This is a genomic window from Heliomicrobium sulfidophilum (genome assembly GCF_057715735.1).
In genome coordinates, this window is sequence record NZ_JBVTZZ010000005.1 from 1,258,962 (window position 1) to 1,284,112 (window position 25,151).

Annotated in this window: 24 protein-coding genes and 1 pseudogene; 6 read left to right on the forward strand and 19 right to left on the reverse strand. The window is 55.7% G+C overall.

Annotated elements, in window-relative coordinates; genetic code table 11:
* Positions 1 to 57 precede the first annotated feature (57 nt).
* Together selB and AC0CW1_RS11665 are read right to left on the reverse strand one after the other, a co-directional pair.
* Positions 58 to 2,046: a selenocysteine-specific translation elongation factor gene (gene selB / locus AC0CW1_RS11660; RefSeq protein ID WP_488183217.1), complete on the reverse strand. Its 1,989-nt coding sequence runs from the start codon at positions 2,044 to 2,046 to the stop codon at positions 58 to 60.
* Between the two features lie 138 nt (positions 2,047 to 2,184).
* Positions 2,185 to 3,303, reverse strand: a complete 1,119-nt coding sequence (locus tag AC0CW1_RS11665; protein WP_488183218.1) for a YkvI family membrane protein — start codon at positions 3,301 to 3,303, stop codon at positions 2,185 to 2,187.
* An 87-nt stretch (positions 3,304 to 3,390) separates the two neighbouring features.
* Here AC0CW1_RS11665 and yyaC point away from each other — a divergent pair, with 87 nt between their 5' ends.
* A complete protein-coding gene (yyaC, locus tag AC0CW1_RS11670) occupies positions 3,391 to 4,053 on the forward strand; it encodes a spore protease YyaC (protein ID WP_488183219.1) in 663 nt (220 codons plus the stop codon).
* Positions 4,054 to 4,087: 34 nt separating this feature from the next.
* On the opposite strand, the gene AC0CW1_RS11675 is transcribed toward yyaC, so the two are convergent.
* The 17 genes and pseudogenes from AC0CW1_RS11675 to AC0CW1_RS11755 all read right to left on the reverse strand — a co-directional run bounded on the left by AC0CW1_RS11675 (position 4,088) and on the right by AC0CW1_RS11755 (position 18,742).
* Entirely contained in the window at positions 4,088 to 4,498 is a 411-nt protein-coding gene (locus AC0CW1_RS11675; protein ID WP_488183220.1) for a bactofilin family protein, read from the reverse strand.
* 75 nt (positions 4,499 to 4,573) lie between these two features.
* On the reverse strand, positions 4,574 to 5,653 hold the full coding sequence (locus AC0CW1_RS11680) for a M23 family metallopeptidase (RefSeq protein ID WP_488183221.1): 1,080 nt from the start codon (positions 5,651 to 5,653) through the stop codon (positions 4,574 to 4,576).
* 88 nt (positions 5,654 to 5,741) lie between these two features.
* The gene (locus tag AC0CW1_RS11685) at positions 5,742 to 6,248 is read right to left on the reverse strand and encodes a DUF4446 family protein (protein WP_488183222.1); all 507 of its coding nucleotides are present in this window, start codon (positions 6,246 to 6,248) and stop codon (positions 5,742 to 5,744) included.
* A 295-nt stretch (positions 6,249 to 6,543) separates the two neighbouring features.
* The gene (locus tag AC0CW1_RS11690) at positions 6,544 to 7,656 is read right to left on the reverse strand and encodes an alanine racemase (RefSeq protein ID WP_488183223.1); all 1,113 of its coding nucleotides are present in this window, start codon (positions 7,654 to 7,656) and stop codon (positions 6,544 to 6,546) included.
* An 18-nt stretch (positions 7,657 to 7,674) separates the two neighbouring features.
* A complete protein-coding gene (locus tag AC0CW1_RS11695; RefSeq protein ID WP_488183224.1) occupies positions 7,675 to 8,358 on the reverse strand; it encodes a DUF554 domain-containing protein in 684 nt (227 codons plus the stop codon).
* A complete protein-coding gene (locus tag AC0CW1_RS11700; RefSeq protein ID WP_488183225.1) occupies positions 8,355 to 9,506 on the reverse strand; it encodes an aminotransferase class V-fold PLP-dependent enzyme in 1,152 nt (383 codons plus the stop codon). Before AC0CW1_RS11700 ends, AC0CW1_RS11695 begins: the two co-directional genes overlap by 4 nt.
* A gap of 135 nt (positions 9,507 to 9,641) precedes the next feature.
* A complete protein-coding gene (locus AC0CW1_RS11705; RefSeq protein WP_488183226.1) occupies positions 9,642 to 10,616 on the reverse strand; it encodes a ParB/RepB/Spo0J family partition protein in 975 nt (324 codons plus the stop codon).
* Positions 10,609 to 11,370, reverse strand: coding sequence for a ParA family protein (locus AC0CW1_RS11710; RefSeq protein ID WP_488183227.1), 762 nt, complete (start codon positions 11,368 to 11,370; stop codon positions 10,609 to 10,611). The genes AC0CW1_RS11705 and AC0CW1_RS11710 overlap by 8 nt, the downstream gene beginning before the upstream one ends.
* 389 nt (positions 11,371 to 11,759) lie before the next feature.
* Positions 11,760 to 12,533 carry a 16S rRNA (guanine(527)-N(7))-methyltransferase RsmG gene (gene rsmG / locus AC0CW1_RS11715; RefSeq protein ID WP_488183228.1) on the reverse strand — a complete coding sequence of 258 codons (774 nt, stop codon included), beginning with the start codon at positions 12,531 to 12,533 and terminating at the stop codon, positions 11,760 to 11,762.
* A complete protein-coding gene (mnmG, locus tag AC0CW1_RS11720) occupies positions 12,530 to 14,443 on the reverse strand; it encodes a tRNA uridine-5-carboxymethylaminomethyl(34) synthesis enzyme MnmG (protein ID WP_488183229.1) in 1,914 nt (637 codons plus the stop codon). Before mnmG ends, rsmG begins: the two co-directional genes overlap by 4 nt.
* 61 nt (positions 14,444 to 14,504) lie before the next feature.
* On the reverse strand, positions 14,505 to 15,914 hold the full coding sequence (gene mnmE, locus AC0CW1_RS11725) for a tRNA uridine-5-carboxymethylaminomethyl(34) synthesis GTPase MnmE (protein ID WP_488183230.1): 1,410 nt from the start codon (positions 15,912 to 15,914) through the stop codon (positions 14,505 to 14,507).
* Between the two features lie 371 nt (positions 15,915 to 16,285).
* A pseudogene (jag, locus tag AC0CW1_RS11730) lies at positions 16,286 to 16,909 on the reverse strand (RNA-binding cell elongation regulator Jag/EloR); the annotation flags it as partial.
* On the reverse strand, positions 16,909 to 17,568 hold the full coding sequence (locus tag AC0CW1_RS11735; protein WP_488184145.1) for a YidC/Oxa1 family membrane protein insertase: 660 nt from the start codon (positions 17,566 to 17,568) through the stop codon (positions 16,909 to 16,911). The gene AC0CW1_RS11735 and the pseudogene jag, both read right to left, overlap by 1 nt.
* A 49-nt stretch (positions 17,569 to 17,617) precedes the next feature.
* Positions 17,618 to 17,830 (reverse strand): membrane protein insertion efficiency factor YidD, encoded by a 213-nt coding sequence (gene yidD, locus AC0CW1_RS11740; protein WP_488183231.1) that lies wholly within the window; start codon positions 17,828 to 17,830, stop codon positions 17,618 to 17,620.
* Position 17,831: 1 nt separating this feature from the next.
* A complete protein-coding gene (gene rnpA / locus AC0CW1_RS11745) occupies positions 17,832 to 18,188 on the reverse strand; it encodes a ribonuclease P protein component (RefSeq protein WP_488183232.1) in 357 nt (118 codons plus the stop codon).
* Positions 18,189 to 18,233: 45 nt separating this feature from the next.
* The gene (rpmH, locus tag AC0CW1_RS11750) at positions 18,234 to 18,368 is read right to left on the reverse strand and encodes a 50S ribosomal protein L34 (protein WP_012282181.1); all 135 of its coding nucleotides are present in this window, start codon (positions 18,366 to 18,368) and stop codon (positions 18,234 to 18,236) included.
* A 212-nt stretch (positions 18,369 to 18,580) separates the two neighbouring features.
* Entirely contained in the window at positions 18,581 to 18,742 is a 162-nt protein-coding gene (locus AC0CW1_RS11755) for a hypothetical protein (protein ID WP_488183233.1), read from the reverse strand.
* 145 nt (positions 18,743 to 18,887) lie between these two features.
* Between AC0CW1_RS11755 and dnaA the strand changes: the two genes are divergently transcribed.
* The 5 genes from dnaA (at position 18,888) to gyrB (ending at position 25,050) form a co-directional block, all read left to right on the forward strand.
* Positions 18,888 to 20,219: a chromosomal replication initiator protein DnaA gene (dnaA, locus tag AC0CW1_RS11760; protein ID WP_488183234.1), complete on the forward strand. Its 1,332-nt coding sequence runs from the start codon at positions 18,888 to 18,890 to the stop codon at positions 20,217 to 20,219.
* A gap of 162 nt (positions 20,220 to 20,381) precedes the next feature.
* Positions 20,382 to 21,497, forward strand: a complete 1,116-nt coding sequence (gene dnaN / locus AC0CW1_RS11765; protein ID WP_488183235.1) for a DNA polymerase III subunit beta — start codon at positions 20,382 to 20,384, stop codon at positions 21,495 to 21,497.
* A 111-nt stretch (positions 21,498 to 21,608) separates the two neighbouring features.
* Positions 21,609 to 22,727, forward strand: coding sequence for a DNA replication/repair protein RecF (gene recF, locus AC0CW1_RS11770; protein ID WP_488183236.1), 1,119 nt, complete (start codon positions 21,609 to 21,611; stop codon positions 22,725 to 22,727).
* A 10-nt stretch (positions 22,728 to 22,737) separates the two neighbouring features.
* The gene (gene remB / locus AC0CW1_RS11775; RefSeq protein ID WP_488183237.1) at positions 22,738 to 23,016 is read left to right on the forward strand and encodes an extracellular matrix regulator RemB; all 279 of its coding nucleotides are present in this window, start codon (positions 22,738 to 22,740) and stop codon (positions 23,014 to 23,016) included.
* 93 nt (positions 23,017 to 23,109) lie between these two features.
* Positions 23,110 to 25,050 (forward strand): DNA topoisomerase (ATP-hydrolyzing) subunit B, encoded by a 1,941-nt coding sequence (gene gyrB, locus AC0CW1_RS11780; protein WP_488183238.1) that lies wholly within the window; start codon positions 23,110 to 23,112, stop codon positions 25,048 to 25,050.
* Positions 25,051 to 25,151 lie beyond the last annotated feature (101 nt).

Here is a 25,151-nt window from a genome sequence, read left to right on the forward strand (position 1 = left end):
TTCTATCAATGAGGGTATGTCCCATTTCCTTGTGATATTACAGGATTTTCCATTTATTTAGCATAGGGAGCGTTTATCGCCCTTGCGCTTCGTGACCCCTTCCCGATCCAGCCACTCCAGCAGCGGCACCATATAGCGCCGGGAACTCTGAGCCAGATCGCGTGCCTCGGCGACGGTCAGCTCCTTGCCGCCTTGCAGGGCGTCCATGATCAGACGGCGGAAATCGTCGAGGGCTTGTACGTGAAAGAGGAGGTCTTCGCCGATCTTTTGCAGTCGTCCCCGGTCCAGGAGGTAGTTTAGGCACTCTTCCGCGTTGTCCGCGCTCATTCCCTGGCGGACCAGCCAATCTCTCGCCTCCGCCGGGAGCGGCGGCTGCAACCGAGCCTGAAGAAAACGATCTTCCACGGCCGTCAGCAGGCGGAGCGTCTCGGCCGGCGGCTTGTCCTTTCGCTCAGCGAGGGCAACCGTCCTGGCGTCGACGATGAGGACGCCCCACCTCTCCCAAGTCTGGAGTAAGGCGCCGTAAGCTTTCGCGGCCCAGGCGGGAACGAGGCGGCTCTTCACTTCCTCCTTCGGCATCCCCCGGCGCAGCGGGTAGCGGCGGTGATAGGCATCCAATTCGCGGCGCAGGTTCTTTTCGAGGGTGGCGACCTGGTTCGCGTTGGCAAAGTATTCGACGCCGTCGCCGATTAAACGAACGAGGCTGGGCGCAACAGCAGGATCCATAGAAGCAGTCGCAGCCTTGGATTCAGGCGCAGCCTCAGGAAGAGCACCATTCGCAGACGACAAGATGGCTGCAATATCGTTACGGTCAAACCCCGGCAGACTGCCCGCTTCCTCCACCGTCACCGGCTGGCCGGTTTGGGCCAGGCGCTGGGCCAGGCGTTCCGCGGGGCTCCCTTGCTCTAGCACGGCGAGGTTGGCGATTACATCAGGCCGGTTTTTTTTCAGCTTTCCCGCCAACCCTTCGATCACCTGACCGCCGCCCACCGTCCGGGCGGGCGAATAGGTGCGGATGACGAAGGGATCGCCTTTGGCGACGACGACCGGCTCTTCCAGGACGATCTGGGCGAGAGCGGATTCGCCTGGTTCGATCCGGTCCCCCTCAAGCAGGGATAGCCGTCCCAGCGTTTCCTTCGTGCCGGCGTGGAAGCGGATGCGTTCCCGATCGACGAGAGGCTTGTCCTCTCGCGAGAGCGCCTGCATGCGGACGCTGATCCGGTAGCTGGACTGGAGTGCGCCTGGGCTGGCAAGGACCTCGCCGCGCCCCGCCTGGCTGACCTCAAGGCCAACCAGATTGACAGCCACCCTTTGGCCGGCCCAGGCGGTGTCCACCTTCTCGCCATGGACCTGCATGCCTCGAATCCGGACCGGACGTTCAGAGGGGTAGAGCTGCAGGCTGTCGCCGGTCCGGAGCATCCCTGATGCCAGCGTGCCGGTGACAACAACGCCAAATCCCTTCACCGTAAAGACCCGATCGATGGGCAAACGGGCTGGACCGGCGAAAGGCCGGCGGGGCGCCGCCTCCACCAGGGAAGCGAGCGCTTTTTTTAATTCGGTGATCCCCGTCCCCGTAACGGCCGAAACGGGCAGGAGCGGCGCTTGGGCCAGCCTTGTTCCGGCCAGAAACTGGCCGACATCGTCGCAGATCATCTCTAGCCATTCCGTATCGACAAGGTCCGTCTTCGTCAACACGGTGATGCCCCGGGGAACCTGGAGCAGTTCAATCACATCCAGGTGTTCCCTAGTCTGCGGCATCACCCCTTCGTCGGCGGCGATGACGAGGATGGCCACATCCATCCCGGTCACACCGGCCACCATATGCCGAATAAACCGCTCATGGCCGGGCACGTCGACGATGCCGACCTGACGGCCATCTGGCAGCTGTAAAGGAGCAAATCCCAATTCGATCGAGATGCCCCGCATTTTTTCTTCTTTTAGACGGTCCGTGTCGACGCCAGTCAGGGCTTCCACCAGACGTGTTTTTCCGTGATCAATGTGGCCAGCCGTGCCGATGATGGCATGGACTTGCCCGGGCGTTGCCATTTCTATTCCTCCATCGCTTCGCCAGAAGGCCGTCGTATTCCCATGACTATTATTCTATTTTCTGCGCGCCCTTCTATCAACAAAACGATCGCTCATGCACGTGCATAGGATAAATCATCGGTTCATGGTAAAAAATGGCTACGACAAGGTCAACCGTCGGCGCAACTCCCTGAGCGTCACCCAAGCCACAGCCAGCACGAGTGGCAGACCGACATAACCGAAAAAGGGATACAAGGTGGCCACCAGATCGGCGAAAGGGAGCATGGCAAAGGGAGAGACGACGAGCACCGATTTGATCAGCATCTTGCGAAAAGCCGGTCCCTGATCGGTTTTTGCCAGACGAAGGGCGGCGCCGAAGGCGCTCCCCAAGGCGGCGGTGAACATGGCCAGCCAGAGCAGGAAGGCATAAATCTGTCCGGTCCAGGGGTGCAATGCGCCCGCCAAGAAGAGCATGGGCACAGGGTACGCGGCGATCTCTGGCACGTAGCGCAGCATGGCCGTCGTCAGCAAAAAGGCAAATAAGCCAAGCAACAGTCCGCCCGCTGCCGCCCCGGTATAGCCGCCCCGCTGTCGCACCTGCGGCGCCAGGGCGACAAGGACCACCAGGGACATGGTGAGATTGAAGGAGACATACAAAAAGGCGCTTAGGCCCGGTGAATCGGGCAGCATGGCGTTAGGCTCGGCGCCCGTCGCTTGCAGGTTGGACCACCCGGCCAGGCACGTCACGGCCAAGGTTTCTACCGGTGTCGCCTCCTGTATGGACGGTGACCAAATGACAATGGCCGAGGCGACGGCGAGGCAGATGATCGATTTTACGGGAACCAGAAAGGTGTTCACCCAGATCAACGAGTCGATCCCCCACCAGAGGGAATACAGGATCAGCGCCGTCGTGCCGACCACGCCGGTCCAGTAGGGCCATCCCCACTGCTGAGACATGAGCGCGCCGGCGCCGGACAACATGACCATCACCCCGACGAAGAGGGAAAAGGTGATGACGCCATCCATCACTCTGCCGATGGTGGATCCGAAGAGCCCGTCAAGGAGTTCATGATAAGAGTTGAACCCGCGGCTCCGGCAGACGAAAAAGATCGCCGGACCCAACAAGCCGAAGAGCACGCCGGATAACGCTACCGCTTGCAGCCCCGCCGGGCCGTAGCGGACGAAGAACTGAAAGATCTCCTGGCCCGAGGCAAATCCGGCGCCCAGGACAGCGCCGATATAGACCGATGCCACCTGCACCTGCCATAGAGCGCCCATAGTCATCCCCCATTCCATAGGTAGAATGGTTTATTTTCCCTCATCAAGGGAATGCTGTTACTAAACAGTGCGCAAAGGAGTTTGGACATGGCAGAACAACGTGACTGGCAGCGCCTGCTGGCCGGAGAAAAAGAATATTTTTCGTCGAACAGCCGGCAATGCGCCCATACGCTCGGTGATGCCCTGGCTGAACTCATCCTCTACCTTGATCCCACCTTGAGTCGCCCGCGCGTCGTCTTCTGCATCGGCACCGACCGTTCGACTGGCGATTGCCTAGGTCCGTTGGTGGGAACTCAGTTGGCGCCCTTGGCTTCGAATTACTATCATATTTACGGCACCCTCGATGATCCCATTCACGCCACCAACCTTGTGGAGAAGAAAAAAGCGATTGAAGGCATCCATCCTGGCGCCCTGATCATCGCCATTGACGCCTCCCTCGGACGGGTCGATCAGGTGGGTCAGGTGACCCTTTCTCTCGGCGGTTTGCGACCGGGCGCAGGCGTAAAAAAAGATCTCCCGGAAATCGGAGATCTGCATATCACCGGCATTGTCAATGTCGGCGGCTTTATGGAGTTTATGGTGTTGCAAAACACGCGCCTGTCGGAGGTCATGAAGCTCTCCAACCAGATCAGCCGCGGCTTGCTGTACGGTTACTACCGGGCCGCCCGCCGCAAGCCGGTGGCTTCGCTGACTTTCAATTCCTCTGCTCCGGCGCTAGAGGCGCAGCAGGTGGAGCCCCTTTGGCCTTGATCCAGCGTTCGGCTCTCAAAGCACAAGCCCTGGATTACAGCGCGCTCTCCAGGGCTTCCTCCTCAGCGACATCAGCGGCGTGATTCGTGCGCGTTTCTGTCCGGGAACTGCCATGGAAGACGGCGCCTTCATCGATGATCAGGCTGGTGGCCATCAAGTCTCCATACAGCCTGCCTGTGGAGGCGATTTCCAGGCGTCCGGCGGCGTCAATGTTCCCATGCACCGTTCCGGCGATGATCACATTGCGTCCTTCCACAGTGGCTTCGACACGACCGGTTTCTCCGATGATAATATCGCCTTTGCCGACGATTTCGCCACTGAACTGTCCGTCGATGCGGACCGTGCCGGTGGCTTTTAATGTGCCGTTGATCAGGGATTCCTTGCCGATGACCGTATCTATGCGATCAACGGTGGTTTGGTTTGATTCCTTTTTCCGCCCGAACATGGGCTATTCGCCTCCTTCGCCCTGCCTCGCACAGGATTGATGACTTTACATAACCTAAGCTGGCCTTTTGCTTGATCAGTGCAAAAGGTAGCGTTCCGGATCCTGCAATTTACCCTGCTGGTAGACCATAAAGTGCAGATGCGGTCCCGTGCTGCGCCCGCTGTTGCCCACGTTGCCCAGCACATCACCCCGCTCCAGTTCTTGATTGACTTTCACCTTGATGGCAGAGAGGTGGCAATAGGCGGTCTGAAATCCATGACCATGGCTGATCTCCACAACGCGGCCCAAACCCGGCTTCCACCCGGCGAAGACAACCTTCCCTTTGGCGGCGGCGCGCACCGCCGTTCCGTAGGAGGCAGCTAGATCGAGACCGGAGTGAAACTCTGTCTTGGTTCCGAAGGGGGAGCGGCGGTTCCCGAAGGGGGAAGTGACGCTTCCTCTGACCGGATAGGTCGAAGGGACAGCTGCCAGGTAGTCGAGCCGGTCTTTTACCTCTTTATTGAGTTGCTGCAGTTGTTTTTCTTGATCGTCCAGTTCCGAATCGAGTTGACGCATGGAGAAGGACAGGCGGCTCAGGGGCTCCCCTTCGCTTTGAAAGATTTGCCGTACCGTGGCGGTCATGCCAGTTCGTTCCGGCGCGGCGTTGCCCGAACGGGAAGGCACGTTCTGAAACGCTTGCAGGTCTCTTTTTCCCAGTTCCGTGGCGGCGGAACTTTGGTTCGGGAGTTTGGAAGGAGTAACCGCTTGTTCATCGTCGCCGCCCTCGTCACCTTCGCTGCCTTCAACACTGTCAATGCCATCGCCGCCGTCGATGCCAACCATCTGCCGGATCTGCTTGTCCAACGCTTTAACTCTGACCAACTTATCTTGCACGGTAAGTGAAAAGTCCTTCAATTCCTCGATTTGACGCGCCTGCTCCTGGTTGATCGTCTTTAACCTCTGCAGTTCGCTCAACTGAAACAGGGCGTACACTGAAAGAAGAAGGATGAAGAACAAAAAACCACTGGCGATAGCGCCGCCGATCAGCATCTGCCGGACCCGTTCCGGTGATAGATCGATGCTCCACGTTTTTTGACCGGAACCAGGAGCCAAGATGATCGTATAGGGTTGTCGACGGGCACGACGCGGTGATTCCTCTTTGGGGATGGTATTCACCCGCTTTTTGACATCATGATTGCTCTTATAATAATTCGGCTGATGTGCAAATTTTTCCTGCTACAGTATAGGAAAATGTCGGAAATTATTATTTCTCGATTCCTGATAAGGCTTTTGCAATGGCCTCTTCTTCCTCATCGGACAATAAGTACGTCGATTTTCCATCTTGGATCGGTTTGGCATAGACTTGGGACAGTTCCCGCCCATAGAGGCTGCTGATCACCACGCCGTTTCGCTGGTCATTGAGCATGGCAACGGCAAAACTTTGATCAGACCCAACATTTTCAAAGGCGTTGAAGCGGACGATGCCCATGTGGCGCACGGTCTCTTTGCTGATCGCATCCAGTTGGGCGATGGAGCGCTCCATCTTTTCGATCCGCTGCACCAGTTCTCTCGATAGAGCCATGTTTTCGTGAAGCAGCATCTCCAGGTTTTGTCCCTCTTGGCCTCTCATCAAGGTCTGATACATACGGCTGATCTTTTGTGCTTTTACCACAGCGATCAGTCCGATTACAAGCATCGAAATCGTCAGTCCCAAACAGAGAAGCACCAAACCGGCCAGATTGTCATTCGCCCATGTGATTAATCCCGGCATTTCCAAATTACCCTCCTTTGTCCGTCCTGTTAATTTCCACGTTTCCGCCCCATTTCCTCTACCTGAACGACATTTTTCCGCATTTCACGAGTGTGGGCGTTCATTTATGGGACGGATGGGAGGTTTGGATTGCCGAGATGCTTGCACAAGTATTCCCAAGATCGATAAATCTTACGCTAAGAGATGATTTCATCCTTAATCGTAAAAAATCATACCCTCCCCTGCTTTCCGGGAGGGTCTTCTTTCTACTCGCCTGCGCTCGGTTACGACGGTCAGCGACTACTTACAAATGGTGCTAACGGCTGCAGCCGCGAGCGTTCACGGTCCAATACTCCTCGATGTTGCCCTCTTTGTCGACAACCGCCACCTCGTCGGCGAGGTTGACGACCGGGCAGGCGTGGTTAGGAATGATCGATATCCTTGTCCCTAGCGTTAGTTCAGGCCCGTCATCGTCTATACGTTCCAGCACGCCATGCTCCTCGGAGAGGCGGGTAAGCTTCCAACCGGGAACTGACAGCATCCCATAGCCGACATCGGCCGTGTTTCCGTGGGCACCCTGGTCTAGGGCCAGCACCTTGGCACCGGTGTCGATGATCCGCCGGTTGGCTTCCGGGTGAGAGACGACTGTCGCCTCCACATGGAGGGCGCAGGCTTCCGCTGTGACAACGCCCAGCCGGATTTGGGTGGCGTCATAAAATACATAATTGCCGGGTCGCACTTCGGTCACGCCAGGCGTTTCCAGGTTGAATTCGACTGAAGGCGTAGAACCGAGGGAGATCTCGGGAATGTCAATCCCTTCCCGTTGCATCTCTTGCGCCACCTTCAGCAGCGAAGCGCCCTCTTCCCTGCCGATCGCTTCCCTTTGGGACGGTGATGTGGCACCGTAAACATGACCGGCATGGGTCAAGAGCCCGCGAAAGCGTACCTGAGAGCAGGCCGCGACCGTTCGGATCAATCGCTTTAACCGATCTCCCGGCGGATAGCCGACACGGCGCAAGCCGCTGTCCACTTTCACATAGAGATCAACCTCTTGTCCCCGGCGAAGCGCCTGGCTGCGCCAAGCGTCCAGCAGATCTTCCGTATCAACAATGGTCGCCATCGGTGTCCGTTCCGCCAACTTGAAAAATGCGTCCCACTTGTCTTCCCCCCAAAGGGGAAAGGCGACGACGATATCCTTTAATCCCCCATCGACCAGCACCTGCGCTTCTGAGAGTTTCGCTACGGTGAACCCGTCGGCACCCTTTTCCTGTTGCAGTCGGGCGATAGGAAGCAACTTGTGCGCTTTGAAGTGGGGTCGCAGTTTTACACCCTTTTCCTGGCATTTTTTAGCCATTCCTTCGATATTGGCGATTAATGCTTCTCGCCGGATCATTACCTGAGGGGTCCAGCCATCAGTGATTCGGTCCATGTCGTTCCTCCCAGGCCATCAACCGGACGGAAACAGTCCTGCTCCGATGATGGCAAAGAGAATCCCTGGCAATAGGTTGCCCACTCTCAGTTGGGTCACACCGAGTATGTTCGTGCCGATTCCCGTGATCAAAAGGCCGCCAACGGCGGTCATCTCGGCGATCATCCCTTGTTGGAGAAAGGGTTGGATGAAGGACGCAGCCAAGGTAATGGCGCCTTGATAGATGAAAAGTGGCAACGACGACAGGGCGACGCCGATGCCCAAGGTGGAAGCAAGGATGATGGAGGTGATCCCGTCTAACATCGATTTGACGAAGAGGACCGACGAATCGCCGGTCAAGCCATCTTGCAGGGATCCCATGATGGCCATCGCGCCGACACAGTAGATCAGGCTGGCGGTGACGAACGCCTTTGCCACATCGCCGTGGTTGGAACCCACCTTCGTCTCCAACCACTGGCCAAACCGTTCCAGCTTGGCTTCGATAGCCACCGCTTCGCCGAGGATTCCGCCGAGAACAAGCGAAGCGACTACAATCAGTGGATTTTTCGTTTGCAAGGCCATTTGAAGTCCGATCAGACAGACGGACAGGCTGATTCCTTGCATGACAGTCACTTTGAATCGTTCCGAAATCGCTTTTTGAAATACAGCGCCGATGATCGCTCCACCGATGACAGCTACCGTATTGACAATTGTTCCTATCATATCGTTTTTGCTTCATTCACCAGTTGGGTGACTGCAGCCAATACCTCCTTAATTTCTGCTTCTGTTGTAAATATCCCTGGACTCAAGCGCACTGTGCCTGTCGTAAAGGTGCCGCTTTTCCGGTGGGCAACAGGTGCGCAGTGCAGACCTGTCCGAACAGCGATATTGAAGGCCTTATCCAGCAAAAATCCAACTTCTGTCGCTTCCATGCCATCGATGGTGAAGGACAGGACAGCAGCCCGCTTCTCTGTGGCAGGCGGACCGATTAACTGTACGCCTTTTAATTCAGATAAGCCCTCCATCAACTGGTTGATGAGCCGGGTCTCGTGGGCTTCAATCTTCTCTCGCCCGAGCTGGTGGATGTACTCCACCCCGGCAGCCAATCCGGCGATCCCTGGTGTATTCGGCGTGCCGCTTTCAAAACGATCAGGGAGACGGAGAGGCTGTTCCTCTGACTCGCTTTGGCTTCCCGTTCCACCATACCGCAGTGGCATCAGGTCAACGCCGGGGGTGATGCAGAGACCGCCTGTTCCTTGGGGACCAAATAGACCCTTGTGTCCAGGGAAGGCCAGCAGGTCAATGCCCCAGGATTCCATGTGAATCGGAAATACGCCGGCTGTCTGGGCCGCATCGACGATGACGAGCAGATCGAGCGCCTTCGCCGCCTTCGCGACGGCCTCCAGATCCTGCAGCGCCCCTGTCACATTGGAGGCATGGTTCACGATCAAGGCTTTCGTATTGGCCTTCCGGTGTTGTTTCAACGTGTCCGGATCGATCCGGCCGAATTCATCCCCTTCGAGGTAGGTCACTTCGACTCCGCGCCCCTGGAGGATCCATAAGGGACGCACGACGGCATTATGTTCTAACTTGGTTGTCAGCACATGGTCCCCCGGCTGAATCAGACCGAAGATCGCCAGGTTGAGGGCGTCCGTTGCATTTAAGGTAAAAACGACCCGCAACGGGTCAGTCAATTGAAACAGACGGGCAATGGCCACACGCGCATTGTAGATGGCTCTGCCCGCATCGATGGCCATCTGGTGACCGGCCCGTCCTGGATTGGCGCCGATGGCTTTTCCGACACGCAACACCGCCTCCCAGACCGAATCTGGCTTTGGCCAGGAGGTGGCTGCATTGTCCATATAGATCAAGAAAGTTTCATCCTCTCTCGAATGATTCCCTAAAATGTTTCACGTGGAACATTCGGCTAAAATGATCGCTATGTTTCACGTGGAACATTCGTATTGGCTCAGCCATATTGTTTCACGTGAAACAAACAAATGACCTTATGATTCTTCGCTACCCAACAAGTAATCGCAAAGTCGCTGCAGTTCGTCAGGGCTGAAGAAACTGAGTTCAATACAACCGGTTGAACCATTGGAACGGATGCGAACCTGTGTCTGCAGGATGGAACGCAAACGTTCCTCCATCGTGGATATTTCGGGATTCGGAGTTAGAGGCACTGTTTTCACTTTTGGCTTTTCAACATCGGGTGACGAGGTGTTCCGCATGCCCGGCTTGTCGAGAATATTATTCTCCTCACGAGGAGGAATCGCATTCAAACCCTGATCAGGGGTTTGAGTACGCAAGCGAACCTCTTCCTCCATCCTGCGCACTGACCAGTTCTCTTCAGTCACTTTCTGAGCCAGTTGTTCTTGAGCTCTTTCATCTGTGATGCCAGCGATCACCTTAGCATGTCCCGCTGAAAGGCGACCCGAGGAGACCATTTCTTGTACAGGAGTAGGCAGGGCAAGCAGGCGAAGCGAATTGGCAATATAGGAACGGCTTTTTCCAACCCGCTTGGCCATCTGTTCCTGTGTCATTTGATGATCATTCATTAACGTCCGGAAGGCGAGGGCTTCCTCGATGGGATTAAGATTCTCCCGTTGGATGTTTTCGATCAAGGCGACTTCTGCTACCGTCTTTTCATCCCAGTCGCGGATTATGACTGGGACCTTGGCTAACCCCAATTGACGGCAGGCGCGCCAGCGTCGTTCTCCCACGATCAACTGATATTGATCATTCCCCAATGGCCGAACGACAAGGGGTTGGATGACACCATGTTCAGCAATCGAGCGAGCCAGTTCATCCAAGGACGCAAGATCGAAGTGCTTTCTCGGTTGATCCTGGTTCGGTACTATGTGGCTTAATTCAATCTCAGTCGCGCCCTGTACGTCTTTTTCCGTCTCTGCAGCAGTAATTCCCGGGATTAACGCTTCCAGCCCTTTACCGAGGCCTCTTCCCATCCCTTTTTTAACCACGCTCTACCACTTCCTTCGCTAACTCCCGATAGACCTCGGCGCCGCGAGAACGCGCATCATATACGATGATCGGCTGACCATGGCTGGGAGCCTCACTCAGGCGAACGTTTCTCGGGATGATTGTTTTGAACACCTTATCGTGAAAATGATTTTTGACTTCATCAACGACTTGAATGGCCAAGTTTGTACGCGCATCAAACATAGTCAGCAAAACTCCCAGAATGGAGAGAGCGCTGTTAAGGTGTTTCTGCACAAGCTTGATCGTGCTCATCAGTTGCCCAAGTCCCTCTAATGCATAGTACTCACACTGAATAGGGATCAACAGTTGATCGGCAGCCGTAAGTGAGTTAAGTGTGAGCAAGCCGAGTGAAGGAGGACAATCGATGATGATATAGTCAAATTGATCCCGGAGCGGGTCAAGGGCGCGCTTTAATTTCACTTCACGAGAGATCGCAGAAACCAGTTCTATTTCTGCTCCAGCCAATTGGATGGTTGCCGGCAAAACAAAAAATCGTTCCCAATCGGTTTTCGTCAATATGGACTCAGAAGGTGCGCCGTTAATCAGCACATCATAGATACAATGGCGGACACGCAATTTATCGATCCCGGCGCCGCTTGTGGCATTGCCTTGCGGATCCATATCGACGAGCAACACCTGTTTACCCAACTCAGCCAAACAAGCGCTCAGGTTGACCGCTGTTGTCGTTTTGGCAACGCCACCCTTCTGATTGGCTATGGCGATAATGTGAGCCAACTGTTCCACCACCTTTATCATTCGCCTTATCAACTCTATTCATTTCAACATCAGAAACGGCAAGTCCTTCACAACGAGGAGGATAAAAGCTGGTTCCAGACACGAAAATATCGAACCCTGTGAGAAAAGAAAAAAGAGGGTGACAAGCCACTCACCCCCTCTCCAAAGGGAATCACCTTATTTGCGTCGTTTCAACGCCTTACAAAGGAAAATAGATAGGGAACATTTATTCGTGTTTCACGTGGAACATCTCATATTGATGAGAGCATGACCCCGCACAGCATGCTGAACGGCATCATTTTGTTCCACGTGAAACACTTTTCGAAAGCATGGTTTGTTCCACGTGAAACAATTCTTGTAACCATGGTTTTGTTTCACGTGGAACAATACTAAACCAGAGGCTTTCGATTAGGTATGCCAGCCTTCCGGGGATACGCCCTCGGCGTGGGCTTCTGCTTTTGAATAACAATCAGCGTGCGCCGGTCACCTGAAATCGGCAGGGTGATCGACGTAACCTCAGCAAATTCCCCACCTAGCATTCGCAGCGCCGTTTTGGCCTCTTCCACCTCAGTCGGTCCGTCGGGGCCTTTCAGAGCGATAAACCTTCCCCCCACTGCGAGAAAAGGCAAACATAATTCCAAAAGCACCGGTAGTCGAGCGACGGCCCGACTGAACACGAGCGAATGCTTTTCCCTCAACTGAGATTGTCGAGCGCTATCCTCAGCCCGGCCGTGGATGACATGCACATTCGTCAATCCTAGCTTTTGCGACGTCTCCGTCAAAAAACGGCAACGCTTTTGCAGCGAATCTAGGAGCACAACGCGCCATTGCGGACAAACCATAGCAAGAGGCAAACCGGGAAATCCCGCCCCGGTGCCCACATCGATCACCGAAATATCTCCATCAGGCATATCCAGCAGCAGGGGACTTAACGAATCAATGAAATGTTTTTCCGCCACACCATCAGGATCAGTGATGGCTGTCAGGTTCAAATGGGCGTTCGTCGCCAACATCAATTCCGCATAGACCGTATAGCGATCAATCAAAGTGGGCCTCGTTTTGATCCCCCACAGTTCCAGTCCCCTTTGAACCTGTTGGCGAAACTGAAAAACTTGTTCGGCATCCCACTGGGTATACTTCACCGTTTCTTTGGCATCACTCAATCGCTCGCACCTCCATCAACCGGCACGAGACGGCGCCGTTGCTCCAGATAGACCAACAAAATGGAAATATCGGCAGGGCTCACCCCAGAGATCCGAGACGCCTGCCCAATGGAAACAGGTTTTCTCGCAATCAGCTTTTGCCGCCCCTCATTAGAAAGACCATGAACAAGCTGATAATCCAAATCTACAGGCAGGCGCTTATTCTCCAACTTATTAAACCGCTCCACCTGTGCCTGCTGTTTGAGCAAATACCCTTCAAACTTGGCTGATATCTCTACCTGTTCAGCTATTTCGGGATCGACCGACGAAATTTCGTCGCCGTCGTTCAGTAACGGCATCAGATCATCATACGACAGTTCCGGACGGCGTAAGAGGTCATAGAGGGAAACGCCTTTTGACAGGGGAGCACTCTCTTTCTCATCCAGGATCACCTGCAGTTGCTCATTGCCCGGCGTCACAAAGGCAGATTTCCATCGAGATACTTCATTTTCGAGACCCTTCATTTTATTGCAAAAACGGCGATAACGCCGGTCGTCGACAAGGCCGATAGAGCGCCCAATCTCCGTTAACCGCTGATCTGCGTTGTCCTGGCGCAGCAACAGGCGGTATTCGGCGCGCGATGTGAGCATCCGGTAGGGCTCATTCGTTCCCTTCGTCACCAGATCATCAATGAGCACCCCGATATAGGCATCCGACCGCTTCAAGACGACGGGATCTTTCCCTTTCACCAAACATGCGGCGTTGATCCCGGCCATCAACCCTTGGGCTGCCGCCTCCTCGTAACCGGAGGTGCCGTTAATCTGCCCGGCGGTGAACAATCCACCGATCTCCTGGTGTTCTAAGGAAAGCTTCAACTGTGTCGGATCGACGTAATCATACTCAATGGCATAGCCAGGGCGGATGATCTTTACATCCTTCATGCCGACGAGAGAGCGCAGCATCTTCACCTGGACATCCTCGGGGAGGCTAGTCGACATCCCTTGGACATACATCTCATGGGTGCCGTCCCCTTCCGGCTCGATAAAAACTTGATGACCTTTCTTATCGGCGAACCGAACGACCTTATCCTCAATAGAGGGACAATAGCGCGGACCGGTGCCTTCAATCACCCCGGCATAGAGAGGAGAACGGTGCAAATTATCGCGGATGATCTGATGGGTTTCTTCCGTCGTATAGGTCAACCAACAGGAGATCTGCTTTCGCTCCATCCGTGGGGATAGGAAGGAAAAATTCAGTGGTTCCCGGTCGCCTGGCTGTTCCACCATCTGACGATAGTCTACGGTGCGACCATCAACCCGAGCCGGCGTGCCCGTTTTGAAGCGACCAAGGCGGACACCCAGTTCACGAAGTGATGCAGCTAAACCGACAGAAGGAAAATAGCCATTCGGACCGCCGGGATAGTGGAGGTCGCCGATGATGATCCGTCCCCGCAGGTATGTACCCGTCGTGATAACCACAGTCGGCGCGGCAAAGAAAGCGCCCGTATCGGTACGAATCCCGCGAACGCGCCCCTCCTCCACGACGACAGCCTCAACCATCGCCTGCCGCACATCGAGGTTCTCCTGGTGTTCAAGAACACGGATCATCTCGCGCTGATAACGTTTTTTATCAGCCTGAGCCCGCAAGGCGTGGACAGCCGGCCCCTTACCTGTGTTCAACAAGCGAATCTGAATGCAGGTCTCGTCGATAGACAATCCCATCTGTCCACCCAGGGCATCGATCTCCCTCACGAGATGACCTTTCGCCGGACCGCCGATCGCCGGATTGCAGGGCATCAGGGCCACATTGTCCCAACTGATTGTCAGGATCAAGGTTTTGACCCCCATGCGAGCGGACGCCAGAGCCGCCTCACAGCCGGCATGACCCGCGCCGATAACAATCACATCATATTTTCCAGCCAAATATTCCATCGTCTCTCCACCCTCACTCATCGAAAACCTAACCATTCGTCAACCAAAACCACAAATGAACTTACTTGCCAATGCAAAAGGATGAAAAGATTTTATCGAGAATATCTTCGCCCACCGTATCGCCAGTGATTTCTCCCAACGCCTCCCAAGCCGCCTTCAGATCGATCGTCAAAAAATCAGGACTAGCGCCGTCATCGACTGCATCCAAGGCTTGTCGCACATGAGCGTCTGATCGTTCCAAGGCCTCGCGGTGTCGCGCCTGCGTGACCAAGGCCAATCGGCCCCCGTCAGGAGAAAAGGAGCTGTCATTTGCGCCTGCTTCCCCAAAAACCATGCGACGGATCAGATCGGACAGTTCCTTCAATCCCCATCCCTCTTTGGCCGACACCGACAGGACGGGCATCTCCCCCACAATGGAGCGTAAACGATCCTCATCAAGTCGGCGCAGAGGCAAATCGTTCTTATTGACGAGCACCACCGCTGGCCGACCAGCGAGCGAGCACAACAATGTCTCATCCTCATCGGTCAGCGCATCAGATCCGTCAAGGACAACCAGGGCTAGATCGGACTTTTCCAGATACTCGCGCGTCTTCTCCACGCCGATACGCTCGACCACATCTTCTGTCTCCCGGATGCCCGCAGTATCGACAATCCGCAGGGGAATCCCCCCCAGATCGATATACTCCTCAATGGCATCTCGGGTTGTCCCCGGGATCTCAGTGACGATCGCCCGTTGCTCATCGAGCAGTGCGTTCATCAAACTTGATTTGCCCACATTGGGACGACCAACGATGACCGTTCGCCAGCCCTCCCGAAGAACACGCCCGGTCCGGGAGCGTTCCAACAGGCCGCCGATCTGATTCTGAATCTGTGCCAGATCACTCCGAATCCGCTCGTTGCCAAGCTCCGGCAGGTCTTCTTCCGGAAAATCGATCATGGCCTCCAGATGCGCCAAAAGGGCCAGTATATCATCGCGGACCTTACTGATCCGTCGAGACAACTGCCCTTCCAGTTGGGATAGCGCCGCACCGAGGCCATCGCTGGTCTTGGCGCGGATCACCTCAATGATCGCCTCCGCCTGGGCCAGGTCAAGCCGACCGCCCAGAAAAGCGCGCCGCGAAAACTCGCCTGGTTCAGCTAAACGAGCGCCCGCCCGGAGGACAGCACCCAAAGTCTCTCTGACCGGCACAGATCCGCCATGACAGTGAAACTCGGCCACATCCTCCGTTGTAAACGTGCGCGGCCCCGCCATCCAAGCGACCAGGGCTTCATCAATTTTCCGCTGATCATCGGGGTGGACAATCGTGCCCAGGTGCAGCGTATGGGTAGCCCAATCGTCGACACCACGACCGTAGCGAGGGCGGAAGACCGCCTTGATCACATCCCGGGCGCCGGAACCGCTGACCCGCACTATCCCGATCCCGCCTTCACCCGGCGGGGTAGCCACTGCCGCAATCGTGTCGCCGACCATCGAAACATCCTCTCCCAATACAGGAAAAAAAGCGCCTAAGCGCTTTTTTATTCTCTCCTGTGATTTTCCTAATCATACCCCGCAAGAGCTATTCCATCTGCGGAACAACTATCATAATGATGCCTTCGGGACAATTAATCCTTCAGGGTATCGTCACCGACCGAGTAGAGGCGCGGACGTGGCTTGCCTCCCCGTTGTTCCGCCACATCACGGAGGTCGCGAGGCTCGGAACGATGTTCCGTTCGGTTCAATGCGCCGCTTTCCCGTGTCTCACGACCGTCGCGGTTATCCGACCGGACAGCGCGGGGGCGACGGTTGTCCCCCCAGCGTGAAGCGCCTACCCCCTCTGTTCGGGTCCGCTTGGCGTCGATCTTGGGACCGATCACCACTTTTCGGAAGGGCTCTTCCCCTTCGGAATAGGTGACCACACGGGGATCGCCTTGCAGAGTCGTGTGGATGATCCGTCGCTCCTGCGGGCTCATCGGCTCAAGGACGACCTTGACGCCGGTTCGTTTCACTTTTTCCGAAAGTCGTTTAGCCAGGCGAACGAGCGTCTCTTCCCGCCGTTGCCGGTAATTCTCCACATCCAACAGGATCCGGACCCGTTCCGGGCCCTGGCGGTTGACGGCTAAGTTGACCAAGTACTGCAGCGAATCGAGGGTATCGCCGCGGCGACCGATCAGGATGCCCAGATCGTCGCCGGAAAAACCGATAAACAGGGTGGAATCACGCCATTCTGGCATGATTTCCGCTTGAATCCCCATGACACGAAAGATGTCCTGAATAAAACGGATGGCATCGCGCATCGGATCCGGCTTCACCGTGATCCGGACGCGGGCGGGACGGGTACCGATCAGACCTAAGAAACCCTTCGATGGTTCCTCAAGGACGAGGACCTCCACATCCTTCTCTTCCAGTTTCAATTCCGTAAGGGCGGCGCGGAGGGCCTCCTCCACCGTTTTCGCGGTCTTTTCCAATACTATCGGTTCGGACATTACGCGGTACCTTCCTTCCGAACATTCAGACTGCGGTTCATATAGAGCTGCTGAAGGATACCGACCGTGTTGAAGGTCACCCAGTAGAGAGACAAGCCGGCAGCAAAGCTATGGGCCATCCAACCGATCAACAACGGCATGGAGTACATCATGATTTTCTGTGTCTGTTCGGCTTGCGGGTTGCCGCCGGAAGAGGAAGGCGTCACCTTCATCTGAAGAAAGGTCGTGGCGGCGGCCAACAAGGGGAGAACATAGGGATCCGGCATCGACAGGTTGGATACCCAAAGAAACGTGGCATGCGCCTCGTTCAGATAAGGAAAAGCCATCAAGCCGTTGTAAAAAGCGATCAGGATCGGAAACTGAATCAACAAGGGAAGGCAACCACTCAACGGATTGACACCATGATCCTTATAGAGCTGCATCATCGCTTCCTGGGCTTTTTGGGGATCTTTTTTATATTTCTCCTGGAGCGCCTTCTGTTTCGGCGCCAATTCCGCCATGGCCTTCATCGACTTCATCTGTTTGGCAGACAGCGGATACAGGAGCATTTTAATCACGATCGTAATCAGGATGATCGCCAGGCCGTAACTCGGTAGACCGATCTGTTGAGTGATGGTGTAGAAAAAGTTGATCATCGAGGAAAATGCGTCAACTAGCATTTGCCACAAGGCAAGCACTCCTCCTTACTTATGTACCGACTAATGGCGATCAGGGGGGATCATATCCCCCGGGGTGAAAAGGATGACAGCGCAACAACCGTCCGACGGCTTTCCATAGCCCTCGGATCGCCCCATACTTCTCCAGTGCCAGAATGGCGTACTCGGAGCAGGTGGGCGCAAACCGGCAGGTGGGTCCCCTAAGCGGTGAAAGGTAGAGGCGATACCACCGAATCGGGACGATGAAGACATCCACAATCCGCATATCATCCCCCCGGCCTCAGTTTGGCCCGTTTGAAGAGTTTGATTACATCTTGTTCGACTAGACGAAAAGGAATTCCTTTTATTTTTGACCGGGCAATCAAAATTATGTCACTGCCGTCATCGGACCGCAGGCCATGACGGCGGCAGATCTCCCGCAGCATTCGTTTCACCCGGTTGCGCACATTTGCCTTGCCCACCTTGCTCGATACGGAAAAACCAAAGCGCCGACGGGAAGGAGCTTCCGGGAGGCGAGGCTGAAACCGGTACAACACCACATACTGGCCGCCGTAGGATTTTCCTCGCTTATAAACCTTTTGAAAATCCTCATTGCGACGCAAGCGGTAGTGTCGCGCCAGCATCAGCGTTCACCCCCCGGAAAACAAAAGAAGGCCCCCGAAGCGGCCTTAAGCACTGAGTTTTTTCCTTCCTTTTGCACGACGCCGCTTCAGGACATTGCGTCCGTTCGGCGTGCTCATCCGGCTCAAGAAACCGTGAACGCGTTTATGTTTCCGATTTTTCGGCTGATAGGTGCGCTTCATGTACTACACCTCCTTATAGTTGCCAAGATTTGCTGAATCTATCCGCGAAGTCAAAAGCCACGTATCCTGGCGGCTCGCGAGAACAAACAACTACAATTATAGGGACCATCGCAAGGAAAGTCAAGAAAAAGAACTTACTCGGGACTGGGGTCATTTTTTCCGGTTATCCCCTTGTGGATAACTTCGACGCAGGTTACAATTGTGGATGAATATTATCCACAGGTGGATAACTCGGAAAGTTTGACTTTTATCCCAAGAGTGATCCACAGATTGTGGATAATTTGTGCAACAAGCGGCTTTTCATCAACACCTTCGACGGCGGCGAAGGCTTTTTTTCGCTCTGCGCCGCTTTTTCCCCAGAAAAACTCGTCCACATCTGGCGAACCTGTGGACAATCGCGGGCGGTGCTCGCGTTTCTACATATATAGTGGTTCATCCACAATGCGTGAATATCCGGTCGAAAGTCGGGGATAACCGTATCCTCGATTGTGAAAATGTTCAAACTGGGGGTAGCCTGTGATGACTTCACAGTTTGCCGGTCTATGGCAACAATCATTGGAGATATTAAAGCAAGAACTGAAACCGGCCAGTTTTGACACTTGGTTAAAAAATACCCAACTGGTGACGATGCAGAACGGCGAGGCCCATATCGGCGTTCCCAACGATCTGGCCCGCGACTGGCTGGAAAACCGGTATGCCACCCTCGTGAAAAACGCCCTCTCCGTCGTCCTCGGCGAATCGGTGGAAGTCCGCTTTTTTACACCTGGCGCCGATTCGCGCCGTTCGGAGCCGTCCCGCCGCCCGACGGCGGTCGAAGAGAGCAGCCCGCCCCTTCTAAATCCGAAATACACCTTTGACACCTTTGTGGTGGGCAACTCGAACCGCTTCGCCCATGCGGCCGCTTTAGCCGTCGCCGAGGCGCCGGCCAAAGCCTACAACCCGCTTTTCGTCTATGGCGGCGTCGGCTTGGGGAAAACCCACCTGATGCAGGCCATCGGCCACTTCGTCATTGACCAGCGGCCCCAGTCGCGGGTTGTCTACGTCTCATCCGAAAAATTCACCAATGAGCTGATCAACGCCATCCGCGACGACAAGACGGTGGACTTTCGCAACCGCTACCGCAACATCGACGTGCTGTTGATCGATGATATTCAGTTTCTGGCCGGCAAAGAACGGACACAAGAAGAGTTTTTCCACACCTTCAACGCCCTCCATGAGTCGAGCAAGCAGATCATCATCTCCTCCGACCGGCCGCCGAAGGAAATCCCCACCCTGGAAGACCGCCTGCGCAGCCGTTTCGAATGGGGTCTGATCACCGACATCAACCCGCCCGACCTGGAGACGCGGATCGCCATCCTGCGCAAAAAGGCGATCCTGGAGAACCTGGATGTGCCCAACGAGGTGATGGTCTTCATCGCCAACATCATTCAGTCCAACATTCGCGAGTTGGAGGGCGCGCTAAACCGGGTCATCGCCTTCGCCAGCTTAAGCGGCAAATCCCTCACGACTGATGTGGCCGAAGAAGCCTTAAAAAGCATCATCCCCTCCCACCGGACAAAGGTGATCACCATCGCCCTCATCCAGGAGATCGTGGCTGAGCACTACAACATGAAGGTGGAAGATTTCAAAGCCAAAAAGCGCACCCGCGATGTGGCCTTCCCGCGGCAGATCGCCATGTACCTCTCCCGGGAGATGATCGACGTGTCCCTCCCGAAGATTGGCGAGGAGTTTGGCGGCCGGGACCACACCACCGTCATTCATGCCCATGAAAAAATTTCCAAAGATATTGAAAAAGATCCTCAACTGGAAATGACGATTCAACTTTTAAAAGAAAAAATCCAGCGAGCTTAAAAGTTATCCCCTGACTTACCCACTTATCCCCAGAGTTATCCACACCCTGTTTTGAGCAAAACCGTGGTGATCAGCCACTTTTCCACATATCCCGCCTGATTACTAAGACTACGGTATATAAAAAGGGTAAAAAGGCGCCAACCTAAGGAGGTTTCCACAGCCATGGAGTTTTCCTGTTCCCGAGCGGAACTGCTGGAAGCGGTCAACGCGGTCTCGCGCGCTGTTTCTTCCAAAGCGACGACGCCAGTCTTGAGCGGCATTTACTTGGAGGCCCATGATGAGGCGTTGCGTCTTGTCGCGACTGATTCGGAATTGGGCATCGAATACACCATCCCCGTTCGCACGATCCGGACCGGCAGCACTGTCGTCAACGCGCGCATCTTTAACGAAATGGCCCGCCGGTTGCCGGAAGGCCCGATCACCTTTTTTGTGAATCATGATAATCCAGCCCTGAAAGTCCGCTATCATGGCTCGGAATTGACCTTAAATACGATGAATCCCCAAGAGTTTCCGCTGCTGCCGGCGATCCTCGACGGCGATCGAGTGACCGTCAATCAGGGTCAGTTCAAAGAGATGACCCGCCTTGTCGCCTTCGCCGCCTCTAGCGACGAATCGCGACCCTGGTTTACGGGCGTGCTCTGGGACATCCAGCCGGAGGAGATCCGCTGGGTGGCCACCGACACCCACCGCCTGGCCATGCTCTCTGGACAAGCTGTGGATATGAGCATCAGTCAGCCGCGCCAGGTGATCCTCCACGGCAAGACCCTCTCCGATGTAGCCCGCCTGCTGCCCGATGAGGAAGGGCCCTTGCAGATCACCCTCACCCGCTCCCAGGCGCTCTTGGAGACAGAACGCCTGCGCGTCATTTTGCGCATCATCGAGGGTCAGTACCCCAAATATCAGCAGGTGATCCCGCGGGAGCATAAAACCCGTCTGACGATCCCCGTCAAAGCCCTCGCTGAAGCGGTGGACCGGGCCTCCCTGGCCTCCATCGGCAAAGAGGGTTCGAACATCATCAAATTGTCAGCTGAGGGATCCCTGTTGACGATCCGGTCCAACTCGCCCGAGGTGGGTCATATCTATGAAGAGGTCTTTGTGGATAGTAACGGCGATCCGATTCCCATCGCCTTCAACTTCCGCTACCTTCAGGATGTGCTCAAGGTGATCGACACGGACCAGGTTCGGCTCGACCTTTTGGGGACGCTGGCGCCTGGCCTCTTGCGGCCGGTCGGCGATGATCGTTACCTCTACCTGATCGTGCCTGTCCGGACCATATAATCTCCCTGTAAGATATATGCAATGTATTCAGTTATTTCATCGCTGTCTTGGGTGGATATCGTGAGGACTGAACTGAATCTTTGAAGTTTGATATGAATCAGGGCGTGACGCATGGAAATCCAAGCGATCGAGTTGGCCCATTTTCGTAATTACCGGGGGCTGCAAATTGACTTTACGCCTGGCGTGAACATCTTCGTCGGTGCCAATGGTCAGGGTAAAACCAACCTCCTTGAGTCGATCGCCCTCTTGAGCGGCGGCGGGTCCCATCGTGACGCCCGCGACGCAGAGATGGTCCAATGGCAGGAAGAATACTACCGGATCAAGGCGGTCGGCCGGATTGATGACCAGCCGGTCGTCCTGGAACTCGCCTTTGGCGGTGAACGGCGAAAACTGGCCAAAGTCAACGGCCGGAAGCTGCGCCGAATCGCCGATCTGTCGGAAACACTGAATACGGTCGTCTTTTCGCCGGAAGACCTGTCGTTGGTCAAGGGCTCCCCTGCCCAGCGTCGGCGTTTTCTGGATCGCGAATTATCCCAGGCATCGCCCGCCTATGGCGACTTCCTGTCCCGCTATGCCCGGGTGGTCACGCAGCGCAACAACCTGTTGCGGCGCCTCCGAGAGGGGACGGCAACAGCCGCCGAGTTGGAATTGTGGGATGACCAGTTGGCGCCCCTGGCCGTGGAGACTTTGGCCCGCCGTCTCGACGGCTTGGCCCGCATCGCCCCTTATGCCCGGCAGATCTACCGCGGCCTCAGCCGCGACAAGGAACAACTGGAGCTGACCTACCGTTCCTCTTTTCCCTTGTCAGAAGACCGTTCCCGGTGGCTGGAGACCTACCGCGCCGCCTTGCGGGAACGGCGTGCCGAGGAAATCGCCCGGCAGGCGACACTGACAGGGCCGCACCGGGACGATCTGCAACTCTTCCTCAACGGGCGCGACGCCCGGACCTACGGCTCCCAGGGACAGCAGCGATCGATCGCCCTGTCCTTGAAACTGGCGGAGATTGCCTTTATTCACCAGATCAAGGGCGACTATCCCCTGGTTCTGCTTGACGATGTGATGAGCGAGCTCGATCCTGACCGGCGGCAACAGTTGCTGACCGAATTGGAGAGCAAACATATCCAGGTATTTATCACCACCACCCATCTGCACGCCTTTTCGCCGGAGCAGTTGGGCCGGGCCGGCATCTACCGCATTCAGGCGGGACAGCTTTCACGAAGCGATGAATAGGAGGGCGTCCATGTTCCTGCATCTTGGCGGGGAGGTCATCGTCCCCAAAGAGGAGATCGTAGCCATCATCGATCTGGAGTCGTCCAGCCAGGCGGCGACGACGAAGGAGTTTTTGAGCACCGTCCACGACGAGGGCTTCGTCAAGCGCATCGCCGAAGAGGGGAAGGAAAAGTCCTTCATCGTCACGACCAAGTACATCTACCTGTCGCCCATCTCATCGACGACCTTGATGAAACGGGGCAACAATATTAAGGCGATGCTCAAAGCCTGGGAAGAGAACCAGCGATAACCGGTTTGTGCGATTCGATAGAATATGGTAAAATGTTCTTTATGGAAGCACTAATACGGGGAAATAAGCCCCCGGAAATGGTGGATTTCCTGAATGGAGGTTTTTCGGGTGGCTGAACAGGATACCTGGACGGTCAGTGGTGCGTCGAATTATGACGCCAGTCAGATACAAGTGCTCGAAGGTCTGGAGGCCGTTCGCCGTCGACCGGGGATGTACATCGGTTCGACCAGTGCCCGAGGCCTGCATCACCTGGTCTATGAGATCGTCGACAACTCGATCGACGAGGCCCTGGCCGGCTACTGCGACACCATCGACGTGATCATCCATGAGGACAACAGCGTCGAGGTCAGCGACAACGGCCGCGGCATCCCCGTCGACATTCACCCCAAAATGGGTAAACCGGCCGTCGAGGTGGCCTTGACGGTGCTTCACGCCGGCGGCAAATTTGGCGGCGAAGGCTATAAGGTCTCCGGCGGCCTGCACGGCGTTGGTCTCTCCGTCGTCAACGCTTTGTCAGAAAAGCTGCGGGTGACGGTTCGCCGAAACGGCAAGATCCATGAGCAACACTATGAACGAGGCGTTGCAACGTCTGATCTTCGCGTCGTCGGCCAGTCGAAGGAGACGGGCACCACCATCTATTTCAAGCCCGATCCGCAGATTTTTGAGGAACTGGAATACAGCTACGACACCCTCTCCCACCGCCTGCGGGAGCTCTCTTTCCTCAACCGGGGCGTGAAAATCACCCTGGCCGATAAGCGTTCCGGCCAGGAGAGCGTCTTCGCCCACAGCGGCGGCATCATCGATTTCGTCAAATTCCTCAACCGCAACAAGGACGCCGTCCACAACGAGGTCATCTACTTCCAGACGGAAAAAGATGGCGTTCATGTGGAAGTGGCCTTGCAGTACAACGACGGCTATGCGGAGAACGTTTTTTCCTACGCCAACAATATCAACACCCAAGAGGGCGGCACCCATGAGACCGGCTTCAAGACAGCCCTCACCCGGGTGATGAACGAGTACGCCCGTCGCCTGAACCAACTCAAAGACAACGAAAACAACCTCTCCGGCGAGGACATCCGCGAAGGGATCACCGCTGTCATCTCCGTCAAGGTCCGGGAACCCCAGTTTGAAGGCCAGACAAAGACGAAGCTGGGCAACTCAGAGGTGCGGGGCATCACCGATTCCTGTGTCAGTGAAGGCGTCGGCACCTACCTGGAGGAACACCCCTCCGTCGCCAAGAAGATCATCGAGAAGTCCATCGTCGCCATGCGGGCCCGCGAAGCGGCGCGCAAGGCCCGGGAAATGACCCGCCGCAAGACCGCCCTCGAATCGACCTCTCTTCCGGGCAAACTGGCCGACTGCTCCTTCAAGGACCCTGCCCTTTGCGAAATCTATATTGTCGAGGGCGATTCCGCCGGCGGCAGCGCCAAACAGGGACGGGACCGGCGCTTTCAGGCCATCCTGCCTTTGCGTGGCAAGATCCTGAACGTGGAGAAGGCCCGACTCGACAAGGTGCTCTCCAACGAGGAGATCCGGGCGCTGATCACCGCCATGGGCACGGGCATCGGCGAGGACTTCGATCTGGGCAAGGCGCGTTACCACCGCATCTGCCTGATGACCGATGCCGACGTGGACGGCAGTCACATCCGGACACTGCTGCTCACCTTTTTCTACCGCCACATGAAGCCGCTCATCGAAAACGGCTATGTCTACATCGCCCAACCGCCCCTCTACCAGGTGAAAAAGAACCGCGATGTGCGTTACTTCTACCATGACAATGAGCTCAACCGCCACCTGGAGAAGACAGGCCGCGACGGCATCACCATCCAGCGCTACAAAGGTCTCGGCGAGATGAACCCGGAACAGCTCTGGGAGACGACGATGGATCCAGAGAACCGGACTATTCTGCAAGTCTCCCTGGAGGACGCTGCTGAGGCAGAGTTGATCTTTACCACCCTCATGGGCGACCGGGTCGAGCCGAGGCGGGAGTTTATCCAGACCCATGCGAAAGATGTGCGAAATCTGGATATCTAAACGCACGCAAAGAGGACACCGTAAGAATCGCCATAGCGAGAAAAGAAAAAAAGAAACTGCATCGGTCGATGGATAAGTCGACCGATTTTTATCTATTATTA

Coding starts and splice junctions, on each gene's coding strand:
- AC0CW1_RS11735 (WP_488184145.1), bottom strand. CDS start 17,568: ATGCTAGTTGACGCATTTTCCTCGATGATCAACTTTTTCTACACCATC.
- AC0CW1_RS11685 (WP_488183222.1), bottom strand. CDS start 6,248: ATGCCGGGATTAATCACATGGGCGAATGACAATCTGGCCGGTTTGGTG.
- mnmE (WP_488183230.1), bottom strand. CDS start 15,914: ATGGTCGGCGACACGATTGCGGCAGTGGCTACCCCGCCGGGTGAAGGC.
- rnpA (WP_488183232.1), bottom strand. CDS start 18,188: ATGCTGGCGCGACACTACCGCTTGCGTCGCAATGAGGATTTTCAAAAG.
- gyrB (WP_488183238.1), top strand. CDS start 23,110: ATGGAGGTTTTTCGGGTGGCTGAACAGGATACCTGGACGGTCAGTGGT.
- yyaC (WP_488183219.1), top strand. CDS start 3,391: ATGGCAGAACAACGTGACTGGCAGCGCCTGCTGGCCGGAGAAAAAGAA.
- AC0CW1_RS11675 (WP_488183220.1), bottom strand. CDS start 4,498: ATGTTCGGGCGGAAAAAGGAATCAAACCAAACCACCGTTGATCGCATA.
- dnaN (WP_488183235.1), top strand. CDS start 20,382: ATGGAGTTTTCCTGTTCCCGAGCGGAACTGCTGGAAGCGGTCAACGCG.
- selB (WP_488183217.1), bottom strand. CDS start 2,046: ATGGCAACGCCCGGGCAAGTCCATGCCATCATCGGCACGGCTGGCCAC.
- remB (WP_488183237.1), top strand. CDS start 22,738: ATGTTCCTGCATCTTGGCGGGGAGGTCATCGTCCCCAAAGAGGAGATC.
- AC0CW1_RS11695 (WP_488183224.1), bottom strand. CDS start 8,358: ATGATAGGAACAATTGTCAATACGGTAGCTGTCATCGGTGGAGCGATC.
- rpmH (WP_012282181.1), bottom strand. CDS start 18,368: ATGAAGCGCACCTATCAGCCGAAAAATCGGAAACATAAACGCGTTCAC.
- AC0CW1_RS11690 (WP_488183223.1), bottom strand. CDS start 7,656: ATGGACCGAATCACTGATGGCTGGACCCCTCAGGTAATGATCCGGCGA.
- recF (WP_488183236.1), top strand. CDS start 21,609: ATGGAAATCCAAGCGATCGAGTTGGCCCATTTTCGTAATTACCGGGGG.
- dnaA (WP_488183234.1), top strand. CDS start 18,888: ATGACTTCACAGTTTGCCGGTCTATGGCAACAATCATTGGAGATATTA.
- AC0CW1_RS11665 (WP_488183218.1), bottom strand. CDS start 3,303: ATGGGCGCTCTATGGCAGGTGCAGGTGGCATCGGTCTATATCGGCGCT.
- yidD (WP_488183231.1), bottom strand. CDS start 17,830: ATGCGGATTGTGGATGTCTTCATCGTCCCGATTCGGTGGTATCGCCTC.
- mnmG (WP_488183229.1), bottom strand. CDS start 14,443: ATGGAATATTTGGCTGGAAAATATGATGTGATTGTTATCGGCGCGGGT.